Origin of the sequence: Massilia sp. S19_KUP03_FR1 (assembly GCF_036688685.1) — a bacterium.
Taxonomy (GTDB): domain Bacteria; phylum Pseudomonadota; class Gammaproteobacteria; order Burkholderiales; family Burkholderiaceae_D; genus JALYUM01.
In genome coordinates, this window is sequence record NZ_JAQQPS010000021.1 from 54,612 (window position 1) to 79,279 (window position 24,668).

Sequence of the window (24,668 nt, forward strand, 5' to 3'; positions counted from 1 at the left end):
ATGTGCCCAACCGCTTCACACATCGCAACTTGCCACAGCAGCTACTCAAGGCGCGCGATGCGCTGATGGCGCATTTCCGGCCCATCCTCAATCACTACGCGCTCAGTGAACAGCAGTGGCGCATCCTGCGTGCGCTCGATGAACACGGCCAGCGCGAGCCGCGCGAACTGTGCGCGCAGTGCCAAATTCTCAGCAGCAGCATGGCCGGGATCCTGGCGCGCATGGAAGAAACCGGGCTGGTACAGCGCGTCGGCGTCGCGTCCGACCAGCGGCGCGTGCTGGTGCGCCTGGCGCCGCAGGGAGACGCGCTCATCGATGAGATGGCGCCGCTGATCGAATTGCAGTACCAGTATCTCGAGCAGGCCTTTGGCAAGGCGGCGCTGGAGACGCTATCGGCTGCGCTCGAAGGCTTTATCGTTGCCCAGGCCAAGCCGGTGCGGCGCGTGGTACTACCAGCATTGCCATAAGCGCGACCGCGCAACCGAATTACACGTCAGTTACGACCGGGACCAGCGGGCTGTGACGGCGGCGCGCGCCGGACTTTTACGGTATGCTCGCGCATTGCCTGTATCCTGTATCGACCCATGCGCCTGACCACCTATACCGACTACGCCCTGCGCACGCTGCTGCATGTCGGCACCAACCAGGGCCGGCTGGTGACTGTCGAAGAAATCGCCACGCTGCACGCCATCTCCAAAAATCACATCATGAAGGTGGTCCATCAGCTGGGCATGTTTGGTGTCGTCGAAACGGTGCGGGGCCGCAGCGGCAGGCTGCGTCTGGCGCAGCCTGCCGGCACCATCAATATCGGCGCCGTGGTCCGCTTTACGGAGTCAGATTTCTACATGGCTGCGTGCTTCGATCCGGACGGCGTGCCGTGCGGCCTGCACGGCGCGTGCGGTCTGAAACACGTCCCGATCGATGCGACAGCCGCCTGCCTGGCCGTGCTCGATGCGACCACGCTGGCGGACCTGTTGCCCGAGCCGGTGCCGGCGCATGCGGTGCGGCGGTTTCATCCCCCGCCGCAGAAAATCGAGCACTAGCGCGGCGGCTATTGCAGCGCGCTGGCCGGCCCGAAAAACGCGCAGTGCGTCTGCTGTTCCGGCCCCCCCCAGTTCCTGCAGGCTGCGTTTCACCGATTGCATGAACGGCAGCGGGCCGAGGAAATACACGTCCACGTCGCGCGACGCTGGCATCCATTGCGCAAGCAGCGCCGTGTTCAGATAGCCGCTCGCATCGGCAACCGGCGCCGCCACGTCCGGCTCGCCGTAGCAGTAAAAGCGGCGCAGCTGCGGATGCTGGTCTGCGAGCGCGTCGACATGGCTGCGGAAGGCATGCACAGCGCTGTTGCGCGCTGCGTGGATGAAATGGACCGCTCGCCCCGCCGCCAGCGCGGCATCGAGCATCGGCAGCGTGGGCGTAATGCCGACCCCGCCACTGATCAGGACCAGCGGCCGCGTGCCCTCGCACAGCACAAACACACCGGCTGGCGCAAACAGTTCGACGACATCGCCTGCCGCCACGCGCTCGTGCGGGAAGCGCGACACCTGCCCCGACGTCTCACGCTTGACGCTGATGCGGTAGGTGCTGCCATTGCTGGCCGCCGAGAGCGAGTACTGGCGCCGCGCCGGCGCACCGTCGACCATGACATGCAGCCCGATGTACTGGCCCGGCATGTGCGCCATCACCGGCTCGCCGTCCTCGGGCGCCAGCACGAACGAGGTGATCTAGGCGCTCTCGGCCGTTTTGCTGCGCACGACGAAGCGGCGTGCACCGTTCCAGCCGCCCGCAGCAGCGATCTGTGACGCATAGATGGCCTGCTCGGCGCCCATCAGAAAATCGGCCAGCTGGCCATAGGCCGCACCCCACGCGGCGATGACCTCGTCGGTGGCAATCTCCGCGCCCAGCACGGCCCGAATGGCTTTCAGGAGCGACGCCCCGACCATGGGATAGTGCGCCGCTTCAATCTGCAGCGACACGTGCTTGTTGATGATGGTCGTCACCAGCGGACCAAGCGCTTCCAGCGCGCTCGATATTGCGCGCATACGCCAGCACCGCGTTGGCCAGCGCGCGCTGCTGCACGCCGTCTTTCTGGTTGGACTGGTTGAAGTACGGGATGACTTCGGGATAGTCGTCGAACAGCGTCAGGTAGAACTGGCGCGTCAGCGCTTCACCGCCGGTCTCAAGGAGGGGAACGGTGGCGCTGACGATGGCGCGGTGCTGGGGGGACAACATAGGGGTGCCTTTCGGGTGAGGTGGCGCATGCAGGTCCCTCAGCCCATGGACAGATCGAGCGATCCTATTTTTCCCAGTCGCGCGAGCGGTCCACGGCGCGCTGCCAGGTGGCCAGGCGGCACTCGCGCTCGTCCGCGCCCATGGTCGGCTCAAACCGGCGCGCCAGGCGCCACTGGCCCTGGATTTCTTCCAGCGAAGCCCAGAATCCGACCGCCAGTCCGGCCAGATACGCCGCGCCCAGCGCCGTGGTTTCCGTCACCACCGGACGCACCACCGGCACGTTCAGGATGTCGGCCTGGAACTGCATCATCATGTCGTTGCGCGCGCCGCCGCCATCGACCCGCAATTCGGTCAGGGGAATCGCGGCGTCTTTCTGCATCGCCGTCAGCACATCGACATTCTGGCAGGCCACCCCTTCCAGCGCCGCCCGGGCGATGTGGCCGCGCCCGGTGCCACGCGTGATGCCGACCAGGGTGCCGCGCGCGTACGGGTCCCAGTAGGGTGCGCCCAGGCCGGCAAACGCCGGCACGAACACCATGCCGCCGGTATCCGGCACGCTCATGGCGAGCGCCTCGACTTCCGACGCATTGCGGATGATGCCCAGGCCGTCGCGCATCCACTGCACGGCGGCGCCGGCGATGAAGGCGCTGCCTTCGAGCAGATAGTCGGTGCGCGCCGGCCTGCCCTGCCCCGGTTGTTCCAGCGTCCAGCCCACCGTCATCAACAGCCGGTTGCGTGACGCGATCGGCTGCTGGCCGACGTTCATCAGCATGAAGCAGCCGGTACCATAGGTATTTTTTGCCATGCCCGGCTGCAAACAGGCCTGGCCGAAGGTGGCCGCCTGCTGGTCGCCGGCGATGCCGGCGATCGGCAGAGCGGCGCCAAACAGCTCGGGCCGGGTATGCGCCGAGACGGCGCTGCTGGGCACAATTTGCGCCAGCAGGCTGCGCGGAATTGTCATCAGCGCCAGCAGTTCATCGTCCCAGTCCAGCGTCTCGATATTGAACAGCATGGTGCGCGCCGCGTTGCTGGTGTCGGTGATGTGCGCACCGCTCATTTTATAGATCAGCCAGGAGTCGACCGTGCCGAAGGCCAGTTCGCCGCGCTCGGCGCGGGCGCGCGCCTCCGGCACGTTGTCGAGCAGCCATTTCAGCTTGGTTGCCGAAAAATACGCATCGAGTACCAGCCCGGTTTTGCGCTGCACCAGCGGTGCCAGGCCCTGCTCGCTCATCTCCTCGCACAGCGCGGCATTGCGCCGATCCTGCCAGACAATGGCGTTGGCCACCGGTTCACCGCTGGCGCGGTCCCACAGCACGGTGGTTTCGCGCTGATTGGTCACGCCGATCGCCGCGATCTGGGCGGCCGTGACGCCGTGTTCGCGCATGACCTGCTGCGCCACCGCGAGCTGCGAGCGCCAGATGTCATTGGCATCGTGCTCGACCCAGCCCGGCTGCGGAAAAATCTGGGGAAATTCCTGCTGCGCGCAGGCATGCGGATGACCATCATGGTCAAACAGGATGGCGCGCGAACTGGTCGTGCCCTGGTCCAGGGCGAGTATGTAATTGGTCATAGGATTCAATGATGCATGGAACAACCGCGCCCGGGGTGCGCAGCAAAGCGGCCCGGGCGCGGCGGCGGGTGCGGCAAGTGCCTGGTGTTACCTGACGCGTCCTTCCTTCCAGGCCTGCAGCAGTTTATCGTAGCTGATGGTCTCGCCCTTCGGCTTTTCGTTGGCCAGCTTTTTCCAAGGGGCGGCGGTATCGGACAGATACTTGTTCGGGTCACCCTTCGGATTGAGCTTCGGGGCGCACGCCTTCATGCCGGCGCGTTGCAGGCGCGCCATGACGTTGTCCATTTCCTCGGCCAGGTTGTCCATCGCCGCCTGCGGGGTGCGCTCGCCGGTGACGGCGGTGGCGACGTTCTTCCACCACAGCTGCGCCAGTTTCGGATAGTCCGGCACGTTGCTGCCGGTTGGCGTCCACGCCACCCGCGCCGGGCTGCGGTAAAACTCGACCAGGCCACCGTATTCCGCCGCATGTTTGGTGAAGTAGTCATGCCGGATGTCGGAATCACGAATGAAGGTAACGCCCACGATCGATTTTTTCAGCGAGACCGTTTTCGAGGTGACGAACTGGGCGTACAGCCACGCCGCCGCCTTGCGGTCGCTCGGGGTCGACTTGAACAGGCCCCAGGAGCCGACGTCCTGGTAACCGTTCTGCATGCCCTCTTTCCAGTACGGGCCGTGCGGCGACGGCGCCATGCGCCATTTCGGCGAGCCGTCCTTGTTCACGACCGGCAGGCCGGGCTTGGTCATGCCGGCGGTGAAGGCGGTGTACCAGAAAATCTGCTGGGCGACCTCGCCCTGGGCCGGCACTGGCCCCGCTTCCGAGAACGTCATGCCGTTGGCCTGCGGCGGCGCATACTTTTTCATCCAGTCGATGTACTTGGTCAGCGCAAACACAGCCGCCGGCGAATTGGTGGCGCCGCCGCGCGACACCGAGGCGCCCACCGGGGTGCACTTGTCGGCGGCAACCCGGATGCCCCACTCGTCCACCGGCAAGCCATTCGGGATGCCCTTGTCGGCCGCGCCAGCCATCGACAGCCAGGCATCGGTGAAACGCCAGCCCAGCGACGGGTCCTTCTTGCCATAGTCCATATGGCCGTACACCTTCTTGCCGTCGAGTTCCTTGACGTCATTGGTGAAGAATTCGGCGATGTCTTCATACGCGGACCAGTTTTGCGGCACCCCCAGGTCATAGCCATACTTGGCCTTGAATTTGGCCTGCAGGTCCTTGCGTGCGAACCAGTCGGCGCGGAACCAGTACAGGTTTGCGAATTGCTGGTCCGGCAGCTGGTACAGTTTGCCGTCCGGCGCGGTGGTGAAGCTGATGCCAATAAAATCTTTCAGGTCCAGGCCCGGATTGGTGAATTCCTTTCCGGCGCCTTGCATGTAGTCCGACAGCGGCTCGATGGCGCCGTAACGGTAGTGGGTGCCGATCAGGTCGGAATCGGAAATCCAGCCGTCATAAATGCTTTTGCCGGACTGCATCGAGGTCTGCAGTTTTTCGACCACGTCGCCTTCCTGGATGATGTCATGGCGCACCTTGATGCCGGTGATTTCCTCGAACGCCTTGGCCAGGGTTTTCGATTCGTAGACGTGGGTGTCGATCGTTTCCGACACCACGGAAATCTCCTTGATGCCCTTCTTCTTGAGCTTGTCGGCCGCATCCATGAACCATTTCATTTCCGCGAGCTGCTGCTGGCGGTTCAGGCTCGATGGCTGAAACTCCTTGTCGACCCAGGTTTCGGCCGATTTCTGATCGGCCCATGCAGCGCCGGATAGCAGCATGGCGGCAGCGGCCAGTACGGATAACTTTGCTTTCATTTCATCTCCATTATTATGAACTTCGACTCGCAAACGCTGGGCGTCAGCCCCAACGCATCATCACCAACAACAACACAAAACTGAGTCCGGCGCCGATCGCCTGTGGCAGGTCGGTCAGGCCGGTCCATGCCAGGTTGACATAGGCCGCAGTGAGCAAACCAATAAACAGGCGGTCGCCGCGCGTGGTGGGAATCGGCAGGAATCCCTTGCGTTCGATGCTCGGCGAGCGGATCTGCCAGATCGTCATCCCAGCCAGCATCAGCAATATCGCAACGAAGAAAATGGCCACCGGTGGGGTCCAGGCCATCCAGCCAAAAAGAGACGCGGTGCTATCCATGTTTTATACCCTCCCCATCGCAAAACCCTTGGCGATGTAATGCCGCACAAACCAGATCACCAGCGCGCCCGGCACGATGGTGAGCACCCCTGCCGCGGCCAGCACGCCCCAGTCCATGCCGGCGGCCGACACGGTGCGCGTCATGGTGGCGGCAATCGGTTTCGCGTTGACCGAGGTAAGCGTGCGCGCCAGCAGCAGTTCGACCCAGCTGAACATGAAGCAGAAAAACGCCGTGACGCCAATCCCGGATTTGATCATTGGCAGAAAAATTTTCACGAAGAAGCGCGGAAAACTGTAGCCGTCGATATACGCCGTTTCGTCGATCTCCTTTGGAATGCCGGACATGAAGCCCTCCAGGATCCACACCGCCAGCGGCACATTGAACACCATGTGCGCCAGCGCCACGGCCAGGTGGGTGTCCATCAGACCGACGGTGGAATACAGCTGGAAGAATGGCAGCAAGAACACGGCCGGCGGCGTCATGCGGTTGGTCAGCAGCCAGAAAAACAGGTGCTTGTCGCCCAGGAAGTTATAGCGCGAAAAGGCATAGGCTGCCGGCAGCGCCACCGTGACCGACAACACCATGTTCATGGCGACGTAGATCATCGAGTTGATGTAACCGCTGTACCAGGACGGGTCGGTGAAGATCGTCTTGTAGTTGGCGAAGGTGAGTTGCTGCGGCCACAGGCTGAGGGTGCCGACGATTTCCTCGTTGGTCTTGAGCGACATGTTCAGCATCCAGTAAATCGGCAGCATCGACAGCAGCAGGAACCCCACCAGTAAGGTGGTACTGATTCGTTTGTCCATCATTTGGCGTCTCCCGTACCGACCCGTTGCATCCAGGTGTACAGCACAAAACAAAACAGCAAGATAATCAGGAAATAGATCAGCGAGAACGCCGATGCCGGGCCCAGGTCGAACTGGCCGACCGCCTTTTGGGTCAGGTATTGCGACAGGAAGGTGGTGGCATTCCCGGGCCCGCCGCCAGTGAGCACGAACGGTTCGGTATAAATCATGAAGCTGTCCATGAAGCGCAGCAGCACGGCGATCATCAGCACATTGCGCATTTTCGGCAATTGAATGAAGCGGAACACGGCAAACCGGGACGCGCCGTCGATGCGCGCGGCCTGGTAATACGCATCCGGAATGGCGCGCAGGCCGGCATAGCACAGCAGCGCCACCAGCGGCGTCCAGTGCCAGATGTCCATCACCAGCACCGTCAGCCAGGCGTCCATCGAATTGCCGTTGTAGTTGTAGTTCATGCCCAGCCAGTTCAGCGTGTAACCCATCAGGCCAATATCGCCACGGCCGAAAATCTGCCAGATGGTGCCGACCACGTTCCAGGGAATGAGCAGCGGCAGCGCGATCAACACCAGCGCCAGCGAAGCGCGCCAGCCGCTGGCCGGCATGCACAGGGCAATCAGGATGCCAAGCGGGATCTGCACGGCCAGCACCGCCAGCGAAAAAATCAGCTGGCGCGCCAGGGCGCCGTGCAGATCGGCGTCGCGCAGCACGGTCTTGAACCACTCGGTGCCGACGAAGACCGACTGCGTCGGGCTGAGAATATCCTGCACCGAGTAGTTGACCACCGTCATCAGCGGCAAAATCGCCGAAAACGCCACGCAGAGTAGCACCGGCAAAATCAGGAACCAGGCGCGGTTGTTATAGGTTTTCATGTCATGTCACCCTTAGGCCACCCGTTGATCGTTGACGTAGTACAGCGTGCGCTGCTGCGGAAAGCGCAACCGGACCGTGTTCCCTGCCACTGCCTGCATGGCGCGCAGCTTGGCCGCGACGCGCTGGTCGCCGACCCGGAACTCGGCCAGGAAGTGGGTGCCCATATTGCGCACCGATAGCACGGTCGCAGGTACCGTGTCGGCGCCGGCATCCGCATCTGCCGCACATTCGACAAACTCGGGCCGTACGCCGAGGCTGATCTTGCCGTCGGCGCCCGCCAGCGCGGCCTTGGCCGCGCCAGACAAGGCCAGCGCATGCCCGCCCACCCACGCCGCGCCATCCTGCACAGTGCACGGCAGCAGATTCATGCCGGGGTTGCCAATGAAGTAGCCGACAAAGGTGTGCTCGGGCGCTTCGAACAAGGCCTGGGCGCTGCCGGTCTGCACCACTTCGCCCTGGGTCATCACGACCACCTGGTCGGCAAAGGTGAGTGCCTCGACCTGGTCATGGGTGACGTAGATCAGCGACAGTTTCAGCTCATGGTGAATTTCCTTGAGCTTGCGGCGCAGCAGCCATTTCAGGTGCGGGTCGATCACCGTCAGCGGTTCGTCGAACAGCACCGCCGCCACATCCGGGCGCACCAGGCCGCGGCCCAGCGAAATCTTCTGTTTGGCGTCGACCGAGAGGCCGCTGGCGCGCAGTTTCAGGTCGCTTGACAGTTCCAGCATGGCGGCCACCTGCTGCACCCGGACCCGGGTTTCGCGCTCTTTCCAGCCACGGTTACGCAGCGGGAAAGCCAGGTTGTCGTACACAGTCATGGTGTCGTAAATCACCGGAAACTGGAACACCTGGGCGATATTGCGCGCCTCGGTGGGCAGCGTCGTCACGTCCTTGCCGTCGAACAGGACGCGCCCGTGCGACGGCTTGACCAGGCCGGAGATAATGTTCAGCAGCGTGGTCTTGCCGCAGCCGGAAGGACCGAGCAGCGCGTAGGCGCCGCCATCGTCCCAGGTTTTGGTCATGGGTTGCAGGGCGTAGTCGCCCGGCGCCGCCGGGTTTGGACGGTAGGCATGGCCCAGTTCGATCAGGTCGATACGTGCCACCTTATGCTCCCATCACCGACTGGGATGGCGCAAACAGCAGCGCACCATCGGGGCTGAACACAAACAGCGCATCCGCCTGGCAGTACATGACGCAGCTTGCACCGATTGCCAGGTCGTGCACACCATTTAACTGCGCGACCAGGGAAATCGGGCCGCTGTGGGCGTGCAGGAAGGTCTCCGAGCCGCCGATTTCGGCCAGGTCGACTACCACTCCGATCGCGTGATCTTGCGCCGAGTGCTGCGTCAGGTGCAGGCTGTGGGCGCGCAGTCCGAGTACCACCTCGGCGTGGCCGGCGGCGGCCTGGCGCTGCGCCGGGCTCAAGCGCAGCGCCAGGGCGCCGTCCAGTTGCGCCATGCCGGCGCTATCGATGCGGGCCGGCATCAGGTTGATGGGCGGGTCGCTGAAGGTACGCGCCACCGCAATCGAGGCCGGCGCGTTGAACACGTCCAGGGTCGGGCCCTGTTGCAGCAGGCGGCCTTCGTGCAGCACCGCGCAGTGCCCGCCCAGTTGCAGCGCTTCGAGCGGCTCGGTGGTGGCGTAGACCACGGTGGTTTTCCCTTCCGAGAACAGCTCGGTCAGTTCGCGCCGCAGTTCTTCGCGCAGCTTGTAGTCGAGGTTGACCAGCGGCTCGTCGAGCAACAGCAGGTCGGCATCCTTGATCAGGGCCCGTGCCAGCGCGGTGCGCTGCTGCTGGCCACCGGACAGCTCGGCCGGGAGGCGCTGCAGATACGGCGTGATATGCAGCCGCTCGGCCAGGTCCAGCACGCGCGCACGGATCTGCGCTTCCGGCACTTTACGGATGCGCAGCGGCGAAGCGATATTGTCGAATACGGTGAACGCCGGATAGTTGATGAACTGCTGGTACACCATGGCCAGGTTGCGCTTGCTGACCGGGACGCCGGTACAGTCGCGCCCATCGACCACGATCTTGCCGGCGCTGGGCCGGTCCAGCCCTGCCATCAGGCGCATCAGGGTGGTTTTGCCGGCGCGGGTTGTGCCAAGCAGGACGTTGATGGTCCCTGGCACCAGCGCGAGCGAAAGCGGATATAAATGATCGTCAGCGCCGTATTTCTTGCTGACCTTCTCCAGTACAAGTTGCAATTGCGTCTCCTCCAGGTTGGCTCTTTGAACTCCGCGCGGTCGTCGCCGCGTTGGCCGGATTGAATGCTTGACTGCGGCCTCAGGAAGCCAGCGGATGCGCCGCCAGCCAGGCATCGAGCCGGGCCTCGGTAGCGGCCGGCAGATGCAGGCCCAGCTTCGAGCGGCGCCACAGGATGTCACGCGCACTGACTGCCCACTCCTGCTCACGTAAATAATTCACTTCGACCGCGTACAGCCCGCTGGCAATTTCTTCACCCATCTGCGCGAGCGCCGTCTTCCCGGCCAGCAGCACGTGGATGCGGGTGCCGTAAGCCCGTGCATAGCGCTGCACCAGGCGCGCCGGCAGCCAGCCATACTGGCGTTGCAGATCATGCACATATTCGTTAAAGCCGAGCACCGCGCGGTTCTGCGGTTTTTCCCCGAACAGATCGCCGCCAGGCAGGCAGGCCGCGGCCGTCCAGGCGCCGTGACGGTTGTCCAGCAGTGGTGCCAGCAGATCGACGGCTTCTTCGGCCAGCTTGCGGAAGGTGGTGATCTTGCCGCCAAAAATACTCAGCAGCGGCGCACCATCGCGATCCAGTTCGAAGCGGTAGTCACGCGTGACTGCCTTGGCGTCGGCCGCGGCATCTTCCACCAGCGGGCGCACGCCGGAATAGCTCCAGACCACGTCATCCGGCACGATCGGCTGCCTGAAATAATAACTCGACAACTCGCACAAGTAGGCAATTTCCGTGCTGTCGATGGCGACCTGGGCCGGATCGCCGGTGTAGTCAAGGTCGGTGGTGCCGATCAGGGTGAACTCGGTCTCGTAGGGAATGACGAACACGATCCGGCCGTCGGGATGCTGGAAGATGTAGGCGTGATCGTGCTCGAACAGGCGGCGCACCACGATATGCGAGCCTTTGATCAGACGCAGGGTCTTGCCCTGGGCCTGGGGCGCCGCGCCGTGCAGGAATGCGGCCGTCCACGGCCCCGCTGCGTTGACCAGCAGCGCTGCGCGCACCGTGCGCTCGGCACCATTCTGGCCGCGCAAGGTGGCGCGCCAGTGTGCCGGTGCGCCACCTTGCGCCGGTTCGCGCCGCACGGCGGTGCAGGTGGTGCGCGTGAGGATGGTGGCGCCGTGCTCGCGCGCCGCGATGGCATTCAACACCACCAGTCTGGCATCGTCGACCCAGCCGTCCGAATACACAAAGCCGCGCGCATACTCGCCCTTGAGCGGCTTGCCGGCCGGGTGCGTGGTCAGATCGACACCACGTGAACCGGGCAGCAGCTCGCGCCGCGCCAGCACGTCGTAGAGAAACAGACCAGCGCGGATCAGCCACGCCGGGCGCTGGCCGCGTGCATGGGGCATGACGAAACGCAGCGGCCACATGATGTGCGGGGCCGAACGCAGCAACACCTCGCGCTCGATCAGCGATTTGCGCACCAGGTTGAACTGGTAATACTCGAGGTAGCGCAGGCCGCCGTGGATCAGTTTGGTGGAAGCCGACGAGGTGTGCGCGGCCAGGTCGTCCTGTTCGCACAGCAGCACCGACAGGCCACGCCCGGCCGCGTCGCGCGCAATGCCGGCACCGTTGATGCCGCCGCCGACGATCAATACGTCGCAATCGAACCCTGTTTGCATAACTGCCATCTGAACTCTCGCCTCGGCCTGAATGTTGTCTACGTTGCTTATCGGAACGATAATGGTTTAAACTTAAGATAATGAAATATGACACAAATCGAACCGATAAATACAAAATTTCATAAATTTATTTTCGTTTGTGTTCGTTTTGCGTTTCGTCTAAGATCGCTGCACCATGACACTGAACCCACGACAACGCAGCCTGCTCGATGCTGTCCGGCTGAAAGGCACCATCTCGGTGGAAGAGTTGGCAATCCAGTTGGGCGTGACGGCGCAGACCGTCCGGCGCGACGTGAAACAGATGGAGCAAGCGCGTCTGCTAGCGCGCTATCACGGCGGCGTCGGCTTGCCGTCGTCGGTAAAAAATATTGACTACAGCCAGCGCCAGGTGCTGGGCAGCGACGCCAAGCGGCGCATTGCCGGCGCAGTGGCGGCGCAGGTGCCGAACGGCTGTTCCTTGCTGATCAATATCGGCACCACCACGGAAGAAGTGGCGCGCGCCCTGGCCTGTCACAAGGGCTTGCACGTGGTCACCAACAACCTGAACGTGGCGGCCATTTTGGCCGACAACGGTGACTGTGAAGTGATCGTGGCCGGTGGCGTCGTGCGCGGGCGCGACCGCGGCATCGTGGGCGAGGCGACCATCGACTTTATCCGTCAGTTCAAGGTCGACATCGGCATCATCGGCATTTCCAGCATCGACGAAGACGGCAGCCTGCGCGACTTCGACGCCCGCGAAGTGAAGGTGGCGCAAGCCATCATCGAACAGTCGCGCGAAGTGTGGCTGGTGGCCGACCATGACAAGTTCGGCCGCAAGGCGCTGGTGCGCATGGCTGACCTGACCCAGATCGACGTGTTATTTACCGATGCCGCGCCAACACCGGCATTCAAGCGGGTGCTGCAGCAGGCCAAGGTCAGGCTGGTGGTGGCCGCCTAGCCGTTAATCGTTCTGTATTGCGCCGATCGTTTTACGCTGATTGGCGTGCAATTGTCGTGGCGATTCATTCCATCTATTCGCGTATTGCGAGGCAACTATTCAGGGCAATGCCATTCAGCGCGATTTAGCAATATGTCTTGATTGATGCATATCAGACGCGCGGCAGAAAAAGAAATTACGCTCAATCTGGTCGCCGGTTTCATGCCTTGCAAAATCCTGGAGATAGAGCATGCCTCCCCTTTCTGTTCGTCGTCGCGCCTTCATTCGTTGTTCTGCTCTGGCTGCAGCGTACCTGAATATACCGCGCATCGGTTTTGCCCAGTCGGCGCCTTACCGCCGCGTTGAGTGGCAGAAGTTCAAGACGATGCCGCAATACGCTTCATTCATTAATGCTGTGAAGAAAATGAAAGCGAACACCAGTGCCGCCAGTCCGTCCTCGTGGGCTTATTGGACAAATGTTCATGTGAATTATTGTCTGCATGGCACCAGCTATTTTCTTGCATGGCATCGGGGTTATCTCTACTATTTTGAACAGCGTTTGCGCCTTGTCTCCGGTGACAACACGCTGTGCCTGCCTTATTGGGACTATTACAAATATCCTAAAATACCGATAGAATTCACCGATCCGTCTGCCACCAATCCTTTATATGTCCCGCGCGTCAACACAAGTGTGTTTCAAGCACTGACCTTGTCGCCGTTTGCGTCAAAAGTCAAGAATTTTCAGCGTGGAACCGTCAATGCTTTTGAACCGCAACTTGAAACGGCACCGCATAATCCGGTACACGACTTGATCGGCGGTGAAATGGCAAATATGACATCGCCACGGGATCCTATTTTTTACCTGCACCACGCAAACATCGACCGTCTTTGGCAGGCATGGGCGCTGTCGGGCGGCAAAAGCATGCCTGTTACAAGCAATCCATACAATGCTGCAGTGAGCGCCTCGTATTGGGCAAATTCATTTACTTACGCATCCGACCTGACCCTACCACGCTATAAAACATATGACCCGGCGTGGTTGAACGTAAGCTACGCCGACCTTACGCTCCCCACCTACCTCCCACCCTCGGCACGCGCGACACCAGACAGTCCGATCCGGCGGGTGCAGACGCAAAGCCTCGCCGTTCTGACCCGACCGCCAGTGGGCAATTTCGCCACAACGTCAGCGCGCCCTATTTCCGCGACGCGGCGCGCCTTGGGCGGCGTGTCGGGAATGGTGCTCACCGACGTGCCAGTCAGCGGGCATTTGCGACTGAGCGCGTCCAGCCTCCAGTCGCTGCAAGATGCGTTGTCGGTTGCGGTCGGTCCGTCGGCGCGAACATCGCCGCAAAGTTTCAGATCGGTCGTCGTCGTGATGGACCAGATACAGGTTCTCAGCGGGGGAAAAAACGGCGGCTACTTCTATCATATTTATCTCAATCTTCCCTATGTCACCGACGCAATCGGCGCCCAAAAATATTTCCTGGGAACCGTGGGGCCGTTTGAAATCGCAGCTGCCTCACATCATGGTGCGGCGACCCTGGAATACCAGGCTACCGAAGTGCTGTCGCGGCTGTCTGTTTTTGAACTGCAGGAAGTGACCATCTCCCTGCTACAGGTCGGTGGCGACAACGCCCCGCGTGGCGCCGTCGTAAAGATCGGTGAAGTACGTATCGACATATCGACCGTGGCGCCCTGGGATTCCGGCCCGTCGACGCAGGAAAAATACAGCGACTATGGGCTTACCGATTAATTACCTGGGCCGATCGAAATTTCCCTCTACAGTCATTCGAAAATTAAATATACATGGATACAACTCATGGATACAAGCAATGTAGCGGAAAAAAGTGAAGAATTGGTTACATGTTATTTCGACGCGATCCCAGCCTTTGTAGACCATGAATTAGCCCGTCTGTACGAAGTCCTTCAGTCTTCCCTGGCGTTCATGCAATCCTTTAGGGAACTGAGAGAGGTTAATTGCTATGTAGCATCGAAAGATGAGACCGTAAAAGTTGTCCTGTTATTTGTCCGCAGCCGCCGGCGGGTCGATGTGCTGAACGAGATGATTGAATTGGGCGAGACAGAAATCAAGCGCTTTGCTCAGTATATATTTGAACGCCTCCCGGACATCGACGTCATCCATTTCAAAGCAGTGCGCGCCGAACTTCATCAATTCCCACGCCCGATCCAAAAACAGAATTCGAAACATACCTACCTCATCGCCCTGCCCGCATCCATCGAAAAATATAATTCGAGTATGAGCAGGAAGACGATGACAGGCATACGCTACCAAACAAATAAAGCAAAGAAAACATTTCCTTCACTCTCATCAAGAACCTACCATGACGAAGAAATCGACGAAGCCCATATTATTGAAATCATCAGACTGAGTGAATCGAGAATCAATTCGGACGACCCCTCTTTTTCCTACGATGCCAGGGCCATATGCCAACTGGCGAAAAAATGCGGTTTCGTGCATATTATTTTCATTGAGGGCAGGGTTTGTGCGGGAACGGTAAACTACCGTGTCGGCGCCAGCTTTTTCGGCGAAGTTCTGGGGCAAGACCCTGAGTACAAGAAATATGGACTCGGCAAGATATGCGTCTATCAAACCATTTGCGAAAGCATTTCCCGAGGCGGGAGAAAATTTTATCTGGGCGGTGGCGCATTCGATTTCAAGACCCAGTTGCTGGGCAATTTAGTCGAAATGGATGAGATAAAAATATACCGGTCACGCATCGGGGTACTGCGTCAAATCGATTCCGCGCTTGGCACATGGTGGGCAGGACGGGTGCGTCGTTTGAAGGATCTGTTTCATCAGCATCGAAGACATATCATCGCCAGGATGGTGTTCAAGATTTTTTACTTTTCCCGCAGCAAAATTTCGAGATAGTTTATGGCATCCGGCAGGGGGCGTGACGGGTTAGCGCCGACCTGAAATTGCGCCACCATGCCGATTCAAACTCGACCCATCGTTCGGGCGATGCCCGCGGTTTAGCGCTGCGACGGCGCTACCCGCCGCACTCCCAATCCACCGCGCTTGGCGGCGCCGCCCATCGGCATGGCTTCTGACTCATGGATTTGTGCGGTTTCGGGCGCGCGACTCGGGGCGTGGATTTGATGATGCCAGGGCCGTGAGAGTAGGTCCGGCCGGCGATTAACTGTAGCGCGTCGGGCAGACGGGTGGCGATATGCGCATCGAGCAGCAGCGCTGGCAGCAGCGGTTTCAGGATGGCGTGGGCTGCGGCCTGCTTGATGCGCAGCGTCGGCGGCAACGACGCCTCGCGCGGGGCGGTCTCCGTGGCGCGCGACTGGAGGTTGTCGCAGACGATTTTCGCGGCGAAGTCATGCATCGCCGCCTGCTGGGAAAGGCCGGAGACGTGTTCGAGTTTGAGCCGGTGCTTGAGGCGCTTGAAGGCCTCCTCGTTACGCCAACGTTGGTGATAGAGGTCGACGAACTCGGCGCACGGAAATGCCGCCGGGTCGAGGTGAACAATGACGGTAACGACATGGCGGGCGAAACGCTAACCTTGTCAAGAGCTGTTTTTAAAATCTTGATGCGTGATAGGAGCGGTTTGCGCAGAACTTGATTCAATGGCAATCCCACATCCGAATGCCCGCCTGATTGCCACATTGCATACACGAGCACGTGGCATCATACTGTACAAATACCCAGTATGGAATTTGCCAATGCCACATCGCATGCGACGAAACGGTCGCGCTCGTCAAAATACGCCACGCAGCACCAATGGAACCACCACATGACAGAACTAAATAATTACCTCGGAAAACATTTCCTTAACGACATGCAGCTTGCAAGCGCAAGTGCCATGCATGTCGATGAGCTTGATGCGCTGATACACAATCGATTCATTCCCGCGCCATCGTATGTGGTCACCAATGCGGGAACCCTATGTTCATTTGTGTTCGGCGAGATGAGCGCGCCCGGCGCCACGCCCGGCCGCTACTTCCCTCCATCGCAATTAGTCTGGATCGATCGAGCACGCCACGTCATCGCAGGCGGCGCGACAGAAGACATTGAGCCGAGCTTGAAGGCACAGTTCACAGTCAAATTCGCCACCGCGCTCGCAACGCTTAATCTGTCCACTTGGCGTTTGCGCGACAGCTTCGGCGACGATGGCGCACCGATTGACGCCGGCCTGCGCGTACGTACCGATGCTGCGTGGGAGTATTTTCTGAACGGGACATTTGCCTTGTGCGTTGCCAATCCGATTTCGGAGGCGCATATCGCATACAAGGAGGTGCTGCAGGAAAAACTCACACAAATTAGTGATAACGGGAGCAAGACGGTGTTCTCACCGCAGCTGGCGCAGGCGACGCACGAATTGATCGATGCCTATGCGGCTGCGTCCATGCCTTTCTCGCCCATTGAGTACACTTCGAGCAGCCGCAAGCGACTTGTCGAGGACCTACGCGCAAACATCCGCGCAGCGGCCGCCGCAGCTTGAGTTCGGTAGATAGACAGCCGTCCTGCCTGCTCACGGATTGCACGCTGATTACCGGTAAGAATCCGGCCTGGTCCGAAGAAGGCGCAAAAGCGCTGCTCACGCTGATGGCCTTCTCGAAAGTGTTTTTAATATAAAACGTTTTTGGCCTCTGGCAGATCGACATTGGCCTTGGTCACCATGACCACGCCCGTGTTGACGAACGGCGCGACCTTTTTGCCTTCGATGATGCTGATGACCGTTTTTACGCCGAGCGCGCCCATCGAATAGGAGCCCTGCACGGCGGTCGCATACAAGGTGCCGTCCTTGACGAAATTTTTCAGGTCTTCATTGCCATCGAAGCCCACCGCGACCACCTTGGCCACCTTGCCGGACTGCGCCAGCGCGCGGCCCATGCCCACCGCGGTCGGCTCGTTGGCGCCGAAGATGCCTTTCAGGTCCGGGTTCGATGCCAGCACGTCGGTGGTCTGGTTCAACGCCGTGGCCATTTGCGACTGCGAATAATAGGTGCCCACGATTTGCAGTTTCGAGTGGGCGGCGATGTATTTTTTGAAGCCGCCGACCCGGCCGATTTCGGAACCGGCGCCGGCCACGTAGGACATCACGGCAATTTTGCCGGTGGTGCCGATCTTGCCGATCAGCGCCTTGGCACTGGCTTCGCCAGCCGCCTCGTTGTCCGTCGACAGGAACGACTGGTAATACTTTTTGCCGCTGTCGGCGACCATCGAATCGATCAGCACCACGGGAATTTTTGCTTCCCAGGCTTTTTTCAAGGCCGGCACCAGCGCGTCCGGATCGGAGGCGGCCAGCACGATGCCGGCAACCTTGCGGGTAACGGCATTTTCCACCATGCTGACCTGGTCGGCGATGGCCGACTCCGATGCGGGTCCCTGGAACGTCATGCTGTAGCCCTTGGCCTGGGCCGCGCTGGCGGCGGCGCCTTTTTGCACGTTTTGCCAGTAATTCGAATTGGTGGTCTTGACGATCACGGCAATTTCCGGGGCGGCCAGCGCGCTGCCGGCGGCCAGGGAAATGGCAGCGGCCAGCAGGCCGTGCGACAGGTATTTTGCGGTATTCATTGTCATCCTTTGTCTTGGTTTTAGTGGTGGGTAAAGCGCTTGCCGGGGTGTTGCAGGTGGCTCAACTGCGGTTGCGTTTCTGGTCGATCCAGACGGTCATCAGGATGACCAATCCAATAATGATTTGCTGCACGAAACTCGACACGCCGTTCATGTTCAGGCCGTTGCGCAGGATGCCGATGACAAATGCGCCGATGACGGTGCCGGAGATACTCCCGATGCCGCCGATCAGCGAGGTGCCGCCGATCACCGCGCTGGCAATGGCGTCGAGTTCGTACATCACGCCCTCGTTCGGCTGCGCCGTGACCAGGCGCGACATCAGCACGCACCCGGTCAGTCCCGACAGTGCGCCCGACAGGACATACACCAGCATCGTCACCCGGTTGACCTTCACGCCGGACAGGCGCGCCGCTTCGGCATTCGAGCCCACCGCGTAGATATGCCGCCCGAACGTTGTACGACTGAGCATGACCGAAACGATGACCGCGAGAATGCCCATCAGCACGACCGGATACGGAATACCGGGAAAAATCACATCGGGAAACGGCCCCCCGGTATCGGACTCGATCCGAAACAGCACCCCGTTGCCCAGCACGCCGAAGCTTTCGCCCAGACCTGAAATGGCGCGCGCGCCGGTCAGCTGCAAGGCCACGCCGCGTGCAATGAGCATCATCCCGAGCGTGGCGATAAACGGCGGCAGGCGCAGCCGCGTCACGCAAAAACCGTTGACGGCGCCACAGGCGGCGCCCGTGAGCACCCCGCCGAGCATGGCCGGCGCCACCGGCATGCCCGCCTTCACCAGCAGCGCGGCAGCCACCCCGGACAGCGCCAGCACCGAGCCGGAACTGAGGTCGATCCCGCCAGTGATGATGACGCAGGTGGCGGCAATCCCGAGGATTCCGATCGAGGTCACCTGCAGCGCCACGCTCATGCCGTTGCTGACCGTGAAAAATGCATTGCTGGTGAGCGAAAACACCAGCAGCAGGATCGACAGGCTGCCCAGCGCCGCGAACTTCTGGATCATCTCTTTATTCATGCGCAACTGCGGCCGGCGCGAAACAGCGGGCTGTGCGGTTTCCTGCGCGCTTGCGACGATATCAAGGCGTTTGTTCATGTCTGGCTCCGCGCACCGCTGCCCGAGGCAAGGTGCATGATGTGTTCCTGGGTGGTCTCGCGCGTATTCACGATGCCGCTGATTTTGCCGCCATGAAATACCGCGACCCGGTCGGTCATGCCCATGATTTCAGGCAACTCGGAGGTGATCAGCACCACGCCGATGCCGTCGGCGGCGAGTTTGTCCATCAACTGGTAGATGGCGAATTTGGCGCCCACATCGATACCGCGCGTGGGCTCATCGAAGAAGATGATCTTCGAGTCGCGGAACAGCCATTTGCTGATGACGATCTTTTGCTGGTTGCCGCCCGATAGATTCTTGGCGACCTGTTTCGACGACGGCGTCTTGATGCCCAGCGCATCGATGTAGCGCTGCGCCACCGCCTTCTCGCGCGCAAAATCGATGAAGCCGAAGCGGTTCGACACCGCCGCCATATTGGTCAGCGTGAGGTTGGCCGCCACCGACATCCGGATCGCCAGGCCATGCTGCTTGCGGTCCTCGGACAGGTAAGCGATGCCCAGCGCGATGGCGTCGACCGGCGACTGGATGTCCACCGCATCCTGGCCCAGGAAAATTGCCCCGCTGGCGACCGGGTCGGCACCAAAGATGGCGCGCGCCACTTCGGTGCGGCCGGCGCCCATCAAGCCGGCGAAACCGAGAATTTCGCCGCGCCGCAGATCGAAGCTGACCGGCCCGAACACGCCGGGGCGGGTCAGCGCATCGACGCGCAGAAGAATCTCGGTTTGCGGCTGCGAGGTGCGCTCCGGGAATTTTTCATCGAGCGTGCGACCAACCATGTTCGCCACGATGGCGTCGAGCGAGGTCGCGGCAAAGTCGTCGGTGCAGACGAATTTGCCGTCGCGCATGACCGTCACGCGGTCGATGATGTGCTGCAATTCGTCGAGGCGGTGCGAAATGTAGACCACGCTGACACCCTCGCGCTTGAGGCCGTTGATGATCTCGAACAGCCGCACGGTCTCGCTCTCGGTCAGGGACGAAGTCGGCTCGTCCATGATCAGCACTTCCGTGTTCAGCGACAAGGCCTTGGCGATTTCGACCATCTGCTGCTCGGCGCACGAGAGCGTCTTGACCAGCTGGTCGGGATCGATGCGCAGCCCGAGGCGCTCGAGCAGCGCCTGGGCATCGGCGCGCAGCCTGGCGCGTTGGACAAACGGCCCCCAGCGCGGTTCACGCGCCAGAAAAATGTTTTCCGCAACGCTCAAGTGCGGCACCAGGTTCAGCTCCTGGTGGATGATGGCAATGCCGGCCGCTTCCGCATCGACGCTACTGGCAAAATTGCAGCATTGCCCCTTGTAGACGACCTCGCCTTCGTCCGCGCGGTACACGCCGCTCATCACCTTCATCAGGGTCGACTTGCCGGCCCCGTTTTCACCGCACAGGGCATGCGCCTCGCCGCGGCGCAGGCTGAAACTGACGCGGTCCAGCGCCAGCACGCCGGGGAAGCGCTTCGAGACGTGCTTGAGGGTGAGTATGTCGGGTGGTGCACCGCCTGGCGCGGGCCGGTCGGGCGCCAAAATGGTCGCATTTTGCATGGGTCTCCTCCAAGGATGGGGCAAGGGTTGGCGCGCGGCGATGTCTGTGCATCGGTTTCTCGCGGGCAAACGCTTCAAGTTTTATATAATTAAAAGACAATCGAATTGATGAACAATACGGCAATCGTGCACGACTAACAACTGTTTCCTGCGCACGCCCCGTGCCGCGGTCAACCATCGATCAGGGCGGGATCCCAGGCGTGCACCTGCTGGTTCTGCTCGCCCAGGCCGGTAATTCCCAGCCGCAGCCGGTCGCCCGGTTTCAGGTAGACCGGCACCGGCTTTTGTCCCATGCCCACCCCGGGCGGGGTGCCGGTACTGATGATGTCGCCCGGGTACAAGGACATGAAACCGCTGATGTAGCTGATCAGGCTGGCCACGCCGAATACCATGGTCGCGGTGTTACCGTCCTGCATACGGCGACCATTCAGCTCCAGCCACAGGCCCAGGTTTTGCGGGTCGGGCACCTCGTCGGCGGTGACCAGCCACGGGCCCACCGGCCCGAAGGTGTCGCAACCCTTGCCCTTGTCCCAGGTGCCGCCGCGCTCGAGCTGGTAGGCACGCTCGGACAAATCGTTCACCACGCAATAGCCGGCCACATGCAGCAGCGCATCCTGCTCCCGAACATACCTGGCGGTGGTGCCGATCACCACCCCCAGCTCGACTTCCCAGTCGCCCTTTTCGGCGTGCCGGGGCAAGACCACGGCGTCGTTCGCGCCGACCACCGCGCTGGTGGCCTTCATGAACAGCACCGGCTCGGACGGCACCGCCAGCCCCGACTCGGCGGCGTGGTCGGCATAGTTCAGGCCGACGCAGATGAATTTGCCGATGCCGGCATACGGCGGCGCGATCCGTCCCGGCGCCGCCACCAGCGGCAGGCTGTCGACATCGAGCGCGGCCAGGGCCGCCAGCCCGGCCCGGCTCAGCGTGGCGGCGGTGATGTCGGGCAGGACGCCAGACAGGTCGCGCAACGCGCCGGCGGCGTCAATGAGTGCAGGTCGTTCAGCCCCTTTCGGGCCATGGCGCATCAATTTCATTTGTTCTTTCCAGTTGGTCGATCAAAAAAAAGGGTGCTCGCGCAGCATGGCGTCAGGTGGTCCAGCCGCCGTCGATCACGTGTGCCATGCCAGTGGTAAACGCCGACTCGTCCGAGGCCAGGTACAGCGCCAGCGCAGCGACTTCCTCCGCGCGCCCCACCCGCCCCATCGGCTGGCGCGCGATGAAGGCCGCTGCGACCTCGGCAATGCTCTGGCCGCTCGCCTGCGCCTGCGCGGCAATGCGCTGGTCGAGCGACGGCGAGGCCACCGTGCCCGGACAGATCGCATTGCAGCGGATCCCGTGCGTGACGAAATCGGCGGCGACCGACTTGGTCATGCCGATCACGGCGGCCTTGGAGGCGCCGTAGACGAAGCGGTTCGGCGCCCCCTTGATGCTCGAGGCCACCGACGCCATATTGATGATGCTGCCGCCGCCGTGCGCCAGCATGCCGGGCAAAAACGCGCGCATGGTGCGATACATCGCGCGCGCATTCAGGTCGAAGGAAAACGCCCATTCCGCTTCATCGCAGTCGAGGATGGTGCCGCCGGCGACGAAACCGGCGCAGTTGAACAGCACGTCGAGCGGGCCGGTCGTCGCGGCCAGCGCCAGGATCGCGGCGCCGTCGGTCACGTCGAGCCGGGCCACGCTGCAGTTCTCCAGACGTGCCAGCTGGTCCAGCTGGGCGGCGTCGATATCGGTGGCGATCACGTGCGCGCCTTCGCGCAGGAACGCCGCCACGGTGGCGCGCCCGATGCCCTGCCCTGCCGCTGTCACCAGCGCTGTTTTGCCTTGCAGTCTTGCTGTCATGCGGTCTCCTCGCGCTCTGCGGCGCAGTGGTGCTTGCCTGTCAGTGCTGGTCAATCCATGTGAAACACGTTCTCCATCGGCGCCCAGTGTTCGCCCGGCGCGCGCGACGCCAGCGGCAGCTGGCACGGTGCGCAAAACGTCCACCAGCGCTGCGTTTCGGGATCGGCCGCAATCTGCGCCATGTCGGCAGCGAAGTCGGTGCCGTGGTATTCCCAGTAGCCGAACAACAGGTTTTCCGGCTCGCGCAGGAAAATCGTGTAGTTGCGCACGTTGGCCTCGCGCAGGCGCGCCAGCACCTGTGGCCACACGGCCGCGTGCAGCGCCTTGTACTGGTCAATATGCTTGGGCAGGATGCCGATCACCATGCCCATTCTTTGCATGCTCATTGCTTGCCTCCGAGTCGGTAGATGCGCATCGCGTTCAGGCCCAGTACCTGGTCGCGCGCGGCTGGACTAAGTGCGTCCAGCAAGGCCGCACTGGTGTCGATCCAGCCGGCGTAGTCAAGCGCCAGGTTGAGCACCGGCCAGTCGCTGCCCCAGATCACCCGCTCAGGGCCGAAGGCCGCCAGCACCACGCGCGCGTAGGGTTCCAGGTCGGCCTCGCACCAGTCCGGGCGCGCTTCGGTCACCAGGCCGGACAATTTGCAGCACACCTGCGGCAGTGCGGCCAGCGCCGCCAGACCCGCCGCCCAGTCATCCACGGCGGCGCTGGCGATCGCCGGCTTGGCTGCATGGTCGATGACGATGGTCAGCGCCGGGTGGCGGCGCGCAAACGCCAGCAGCGCCGGCAGGTGCTGGGGCAACACCAGCGCGTCGAACACGAGCCGGTTGCGCACCATGGCGTCGATGGCGGGATCGAGCACCGGATCGTCGATCCAGGTTTCGTCTTCGATATCCTGCAACATCGGACGCAGGCCTTTCAGACGGGGGTCCTGGGCCAGCGCGTCGATCTGCCTGGCCGCATCCGGCGCTTTCAAATCGACCCAGCCGACCACGCCGGCAACAAACGGCGTTTCGCGCGCCAGTTGCAGCAGAAAGTCGGTATCGGCGCGGGTCGGCAGCGATTGCACCAGCACGGTCGCGTCGATGCCATTGGCCGCCAGCAGCGGCGCCAGCTCGGGCGGCAGGAAATCGCGGTAAATCGGCGCCAGTGCCGGCGGCGGCCAACTACCGGCACGCGCGGCCAGGCGCCAGAAATGCTGGTGGGCGTCGATGCGCTTCATGGTGCGGGTACCGGTGCACGTTCATCGACCAGGCCGGCCTGCTTGAGCGCCGGCCACAGTCCGGCCGGGATCGGCTGCTCGAACCAGGCGGCATTCTGGCGCATCTGCGCGACGTCGCGCCCGCCGGGAATGCACGCCACCACGGCCGGATGCGCCATCGGGAACTGCAGCGCCGCCGCCTGCAAGGGCACGCCAAACTGCTCGCACACGGCGCCCAGGCGGGCGACGCGCTGGCGCACGGCGTCGGGTGCGTCGGCATAATTGAACTTGCCATTGCCCGCCAGGACGCCCGAGTTGAACGGCCCGCCGATGACGATCGCGTTGCCCTGGCGGCTGCACGCGGCCAGCAAGGGGGACAGCGCCGCCTGCTCGAGCAAGGTGTAACGCCCGGCAAGCAAGGTGCAATCGAGGTCGCATTCCTGCATCGCCTGGACCACCACCTCGGCCTCGTTCACGCCCAGCCCGATCGCCTTCACCTGGCCGCTGCTGCGCAATTGCTCGAGTGCGCGAAAGCCGCCGCCGGTGGTCAGCTGCGCCCAGTAATGCGCGTGCGCCGCGCCATGCGTGACGGCGCCGATATCGTGCACGAACAGGATGTCGACGTAGGCCATGCCGAGGCGTTGCAAGCTGTCCTGGTGCGAGCGCAGGATGGCATCAAAGGTGTAATCGTAGTGGGGGCGAAATGGCAGCGGCGCGGCCCAGCCATCGGCGCCCGGCTGCACGCTGGCGTCCGGCAGCATCAGGCGCCCGGCCTTGGTACTGATGGTAAATTCGCCGCGCGGGCGCTCACGCAGGGCCTCGCCAAGGCGGTGTTCGGAGAGGGTGTAGCCGTAAAACGGCGCGGTGTCGAAATAGCGCAGGCCCAGCGCCCACGCACCTTCGACCGCCGCGCGCGCCGCGGCGGCACTGCACGCTTCGTACAGGCCGCCGATGGCCGCGCCGCCCATGCCCAGGCGCGTCAATTTGACGCCGCTGCGCGCCAGGGTCACCAGTTCATTGGCTTGCATGTT

General features: G+C 62.1%; 23 protein-coding genes and 2 pseudogenes. 6 read left to right on the forward strand and 19 right to left on the reverse strand.

Features of this window, described 5'->3' with window-relative positions; translation table 11 throughout:
• Positions 1–2 precede the first annotated feature (2 nt).
• Together hpaR and V6M87_RS21280 are read left to right on the forward strand one after the other, a co-directional pair.
• Positions 3–467 carry a homoprotocatechuate degradation operon regulator HpaR gene (hpaR, locus tag V6M87_RS21275; RefSeq protein WP_332878669.1) on the forward strand — a complete coding sequence of 155 codons (465 nt, stop codon included), beginning with the start codon at positions 3–5 and terminating at the stop codon, positions 465–467.
• 117 nt (positions 468–584) lie between these two features.
• On the forward strand, positions 585–1,043 hold the full coding sequence (locus V6M87_RS21280; protein ID WP_332878670.1) for an RrF2 family transcriptional regulator: 459 nt from the start codon (positions 585–587) through the stop codon (positions 1,041–1,043).
• A gap of 8 nt (positions 1,044–1,051) precedes the next feature.
• Here the strand turns inward: V6M87_RS21280 and hmpA are convergent.
• The 9 genes and pseudogenes from hmpA to glpD form a co-directional block, all read right to left on the reverse strand.
• Positions 1,052–2,235 (reverse strand): annotated as a pseudogene (gene hmpA, locus V6M87_RS21285) (NO-inducible flavohemoprotein).
• A gap of 64 nt (positions 2,236–2,299) precedes the next feature.
• Positions 2,300–3,805 carry a glycerol kinase GlpK gene (glpK, locus tag V6M87_RS21290; protein WP_332878671.1) on the reverse strand — a complete coding sequence of 502 codons (1,506 nt, stop codon included), beginning with the start codon at positions 3,803–3,805 and terminating at the stop codon, positions 2,300–2,302.
• A gap of 87 nt (positions 3,806–3,892) precedes the next feature.
• A complete protein-coding gene (locus tag V6M87_RS21295; RefSeq protein WP_332878672.1) occupies positions 3,893–5,620 on the reverse strand; it encodes an ABC transporter substrate-binding protein in 1,728 nt (575 codons plus the stop codon).
• A gap of 43 nt (positions 5,621–5,663) precedes the next feature.
• Positions 5,664–5,957, reverse strand: a complete 294-nt coding sequence (locus V6M87_RS21300) for a DUF2160 domain-containing protein (RefSeq protein WP_332878673.1) — start codon at positions 5,955–5,957, stop codon at positions 5,664–5,666.
• 3 nt (positions 5,958–5,960) lie between these two features.
• Positions 5,961–6,767 carry a carbohydrate ABC transporter permease gene (locus V6M87_RS21305; RefSeq protein ID WP_332878674.1) on the reverse strand — a complete coding sequence of 269 codons (807 nt, stop codon included), beginning with the start codon at positions 6,765–6,767 and terminating at the stop codon, positions 5,961–5,963.
• Entirely contained in the window at positions 6,764–7,633 is an 870-nt protein-coding gene (locus V6M87_RS21310; protein WP_332878675.1) for a carbohydrate ABC transporter permease, read from the reverse strand. The genes V6M87_RS21305 and V6M87_RS21310 overlap by 4 nt, the downstream gene beginning before the upstream one ends.
• Positions 7,634–7,645: 12 nt before the next feature.
• The gene (locus V6M87_RS21315; protein WP_332878676.1) at positions 7,646–8,737 is read right to left on the reverse strand and encodes an ABC transporter ATP-binding protein; all 1,092 of its coding nucleotides are present in this window, start codon (positions 8,735–8,737) and stop codon (positions 7,646–7,648) included.
• Between the two features lies 1 nt (position 8,738).
• On the reverse strand, positions 8,739–9,839 hold the full coding sequence (locus tag V6M87_RS21320; RefSeq protein ID WP_332878677.1) for an ABC transporter ATP-binding protein: 1,101 nt from the start codon (positions 9,837–9,839) through the stop codon (positions 8,739–8,741).
• 79 nt (positions 9,840–9,918) lie between these two features.
• The gene (glpD, locus tag V6M87_RS21325) at positions 9,919–11,472 is read right to left on the reverse strand and encodes a glycerol-3-phosphate dehydrogenase (protein WP_332878678.1); all 1,554 of its coding nucleotides are present in this window, start codon (positions 11,470–11,472) and stop codon (positions 9,919–9,921) included.
• A gap of 166 nt (positions 11,473–11,638) precedes the next feature.
• Here glpD and V6M87_RS21330 point away from each other — a divergent pair, with 166 nt between their 5' ends.
• The 3 genes from V6M87_RS21330 (at position 11,639) to V6M87_RS21340 (ending at position 15,272) form a co-directional block, all read left to right on the forward strand.
• A complete protein-coding gene (locus V6M87_RS21330; protein ID WP_332878679.1) occupies positions 11,639–12,400 on the forward strand; it encodes a DeoR/GlpR family DNA-binding transcription regulator in 762 nt (253 codons plus the stop codon).
• Between the two features lie 229 nt (positions 12,401–12,629).
• Positions 12,630–14,132, forward strand: coding sequence for a tyrosinase family protein (locus V6M87_RS21335; protein ID WP_332878680.1), 1,503 nt, complete (start codon positions 12,630–12,632; stop codon positions 14,130–14,132).
• A gap of 66 nt (positions 14,133–14,198) precedes the next feature.
• Complete coding sequence (locus V6M87_RS21340; protein ID WP_332878681.1) at positions 14,199–15,272, forward strand: GNAT family N-acetyltransferase; 1,074 nt, start codon at positions 14,199–14,201, stop codon at positions 15,270–15,272.
• Positions 15,273–15,390: 118 nt separating this feature from the next.
• Here V6M87_RS21340 and V6M87_RS21345 read toward each other — a convergent pair whose 3' ends face one another.
• On the reverse strand, positions 15,391–15,732 hold the full coding sequence (locus tag V6M87_RS21345; RefSeq protein ID WP_332878682.1) for a hypothetical protein: 342 nt from the start codon (positions 15,730–15,732) through the stop codon (positions 15,391–15,393).
• 30 nt (positions 15,733–15,762) lie between these two features.
• Positions 15,763–15,876, reverse strand: a pseudogene (locus V6M87_RS21350) (hypothetical protein); the annotation flags it as partial.
• 264 nt (positions 15,877–16,140) lie between these two features.
• Between V6M87_RS21350 and V6M87_RS21355 the strand changes: the two are divergent.
• On the forward strand, positions 16,141–16,848 hold the full coding sequence (locus V6M87_RS21355; RefSeq protein ID WP_332878683.1) for a DUF6058 family natural product biosynthesis protein: 708 nt from the start codon (positions 16,141–16,143) through the stop codon (positions 16,846–16,848).
• 125 nt (positions 16,849–16,973) lie between these two features.
• Here V6M87_RS21355 and V6M87_RS21360 read toward each other — a convergent pair whose 3' ends face one another.
• The 8 genes from V6M87_RS21360 to V6M87_RS21395 all read right to left on the reverse strand — a co-directional run bounded on the left by V6M87_RS21360 (position 16,974) and on the right by V6M87_RS21395 (position 24,665).
• Positions 16,974–17,924 carry an ABC transporter substrate-binding protein gene (locus V6M87_RS21360; protein WP_332878684.1) on the reverse strand — a complete coding sequence of 317 codons (951 nt, stop codon included), beginning with the start codon at positions 17,922–17,924 and terminating at the stop codon, positions 16,974–16,976.
• Positions 17,925–17,985: 61 nt separating this feature from the next.
• Positions 17,986–18,960: an ABC transporter permease gene (locus V6M87_RS21365; RefSeq protein ID WP_332878710.1), complete on the reverse strand. Its 975-nt coding sequence runs from the start codon at positions 18,958–18,960 to the stop codon at positions 17,986–17,988.
• Positions 18,961–19,034: 74 nt separating this feature from the next.
• A complete protein-coding gene (locus V6M87_RS21370; RefSeq protein ID WP_332878685.1) occupies positions 19,035–20,591 on the reverse strand; it encodes a sugar ABC transporter ATP-binding protein in 1,557 nt (518 codons plus the stop codon).
• Positions 20,592–20,761: 170 nt separating this feature from the next.
• On the reverse strand, positions 20,762–21,628 hold the full coding sequence (locus V6M87_RS21375) for a fumarylacetoacetate hydrolase family protein (RefSeq protein ID WP_332878686.1): 867 nt from the start codon (positions 21,626–21,628) through the stop codon (positions 20,762–20,764).
• Between the two features lie 52 nt (positions 21,629–21,680).
• Positions 21,681–22,436: an SDR family oxidoreductase gene (locus tag V6M87_RS21380; RefSeq protein ID WP_332878687.1), complete on the reverse strand. Its 756-nt coding sequence runs from the start codon at positions 22,434–22,436 to the stop codon at positions 21,681–21,683.
• A 50-nt stretch (positions 22,437–22,486) separates the two neighbouring features.
• Positions 22,487–22,816, reverse strand: coding sequence for an L-rhamnose mutarotase (locus V6M87_RS21385; protein ID WP_332878711.1), 330 nt, complete (start codon positions 22,814–22,816; stop codon positions 22,487–22,489).
• Between the two features lie 2 nt (positions 22,817–22,818).
• Positions 22,819–23,658, reverse strand: coding sequence for an amidohydrolase family protein (locus V6M87_RS21390; RefSeq protein ID WP_332878688.1), 840 nt, complete (start codon positions 23,656–23,658; stop codon positions 22,819–22,821).
• Complete coding sequence (locus V6M87_RS21395) at positions 23,655–24,665, reverse strand: aldo/keto reductase (RefSeq protein ID WP_332878689.1); 1,011 nt, start codon at positions 24,663–24,665, stop codon at positions 23,655–23,657. The genes V6M87_RS21390 and V6M87_RS21395 overlap by 4 nt, the downstream gene beginning before the upstream one ends.
• Positions 24,666–24,668 lie beyond the last annotated feature (3 nt).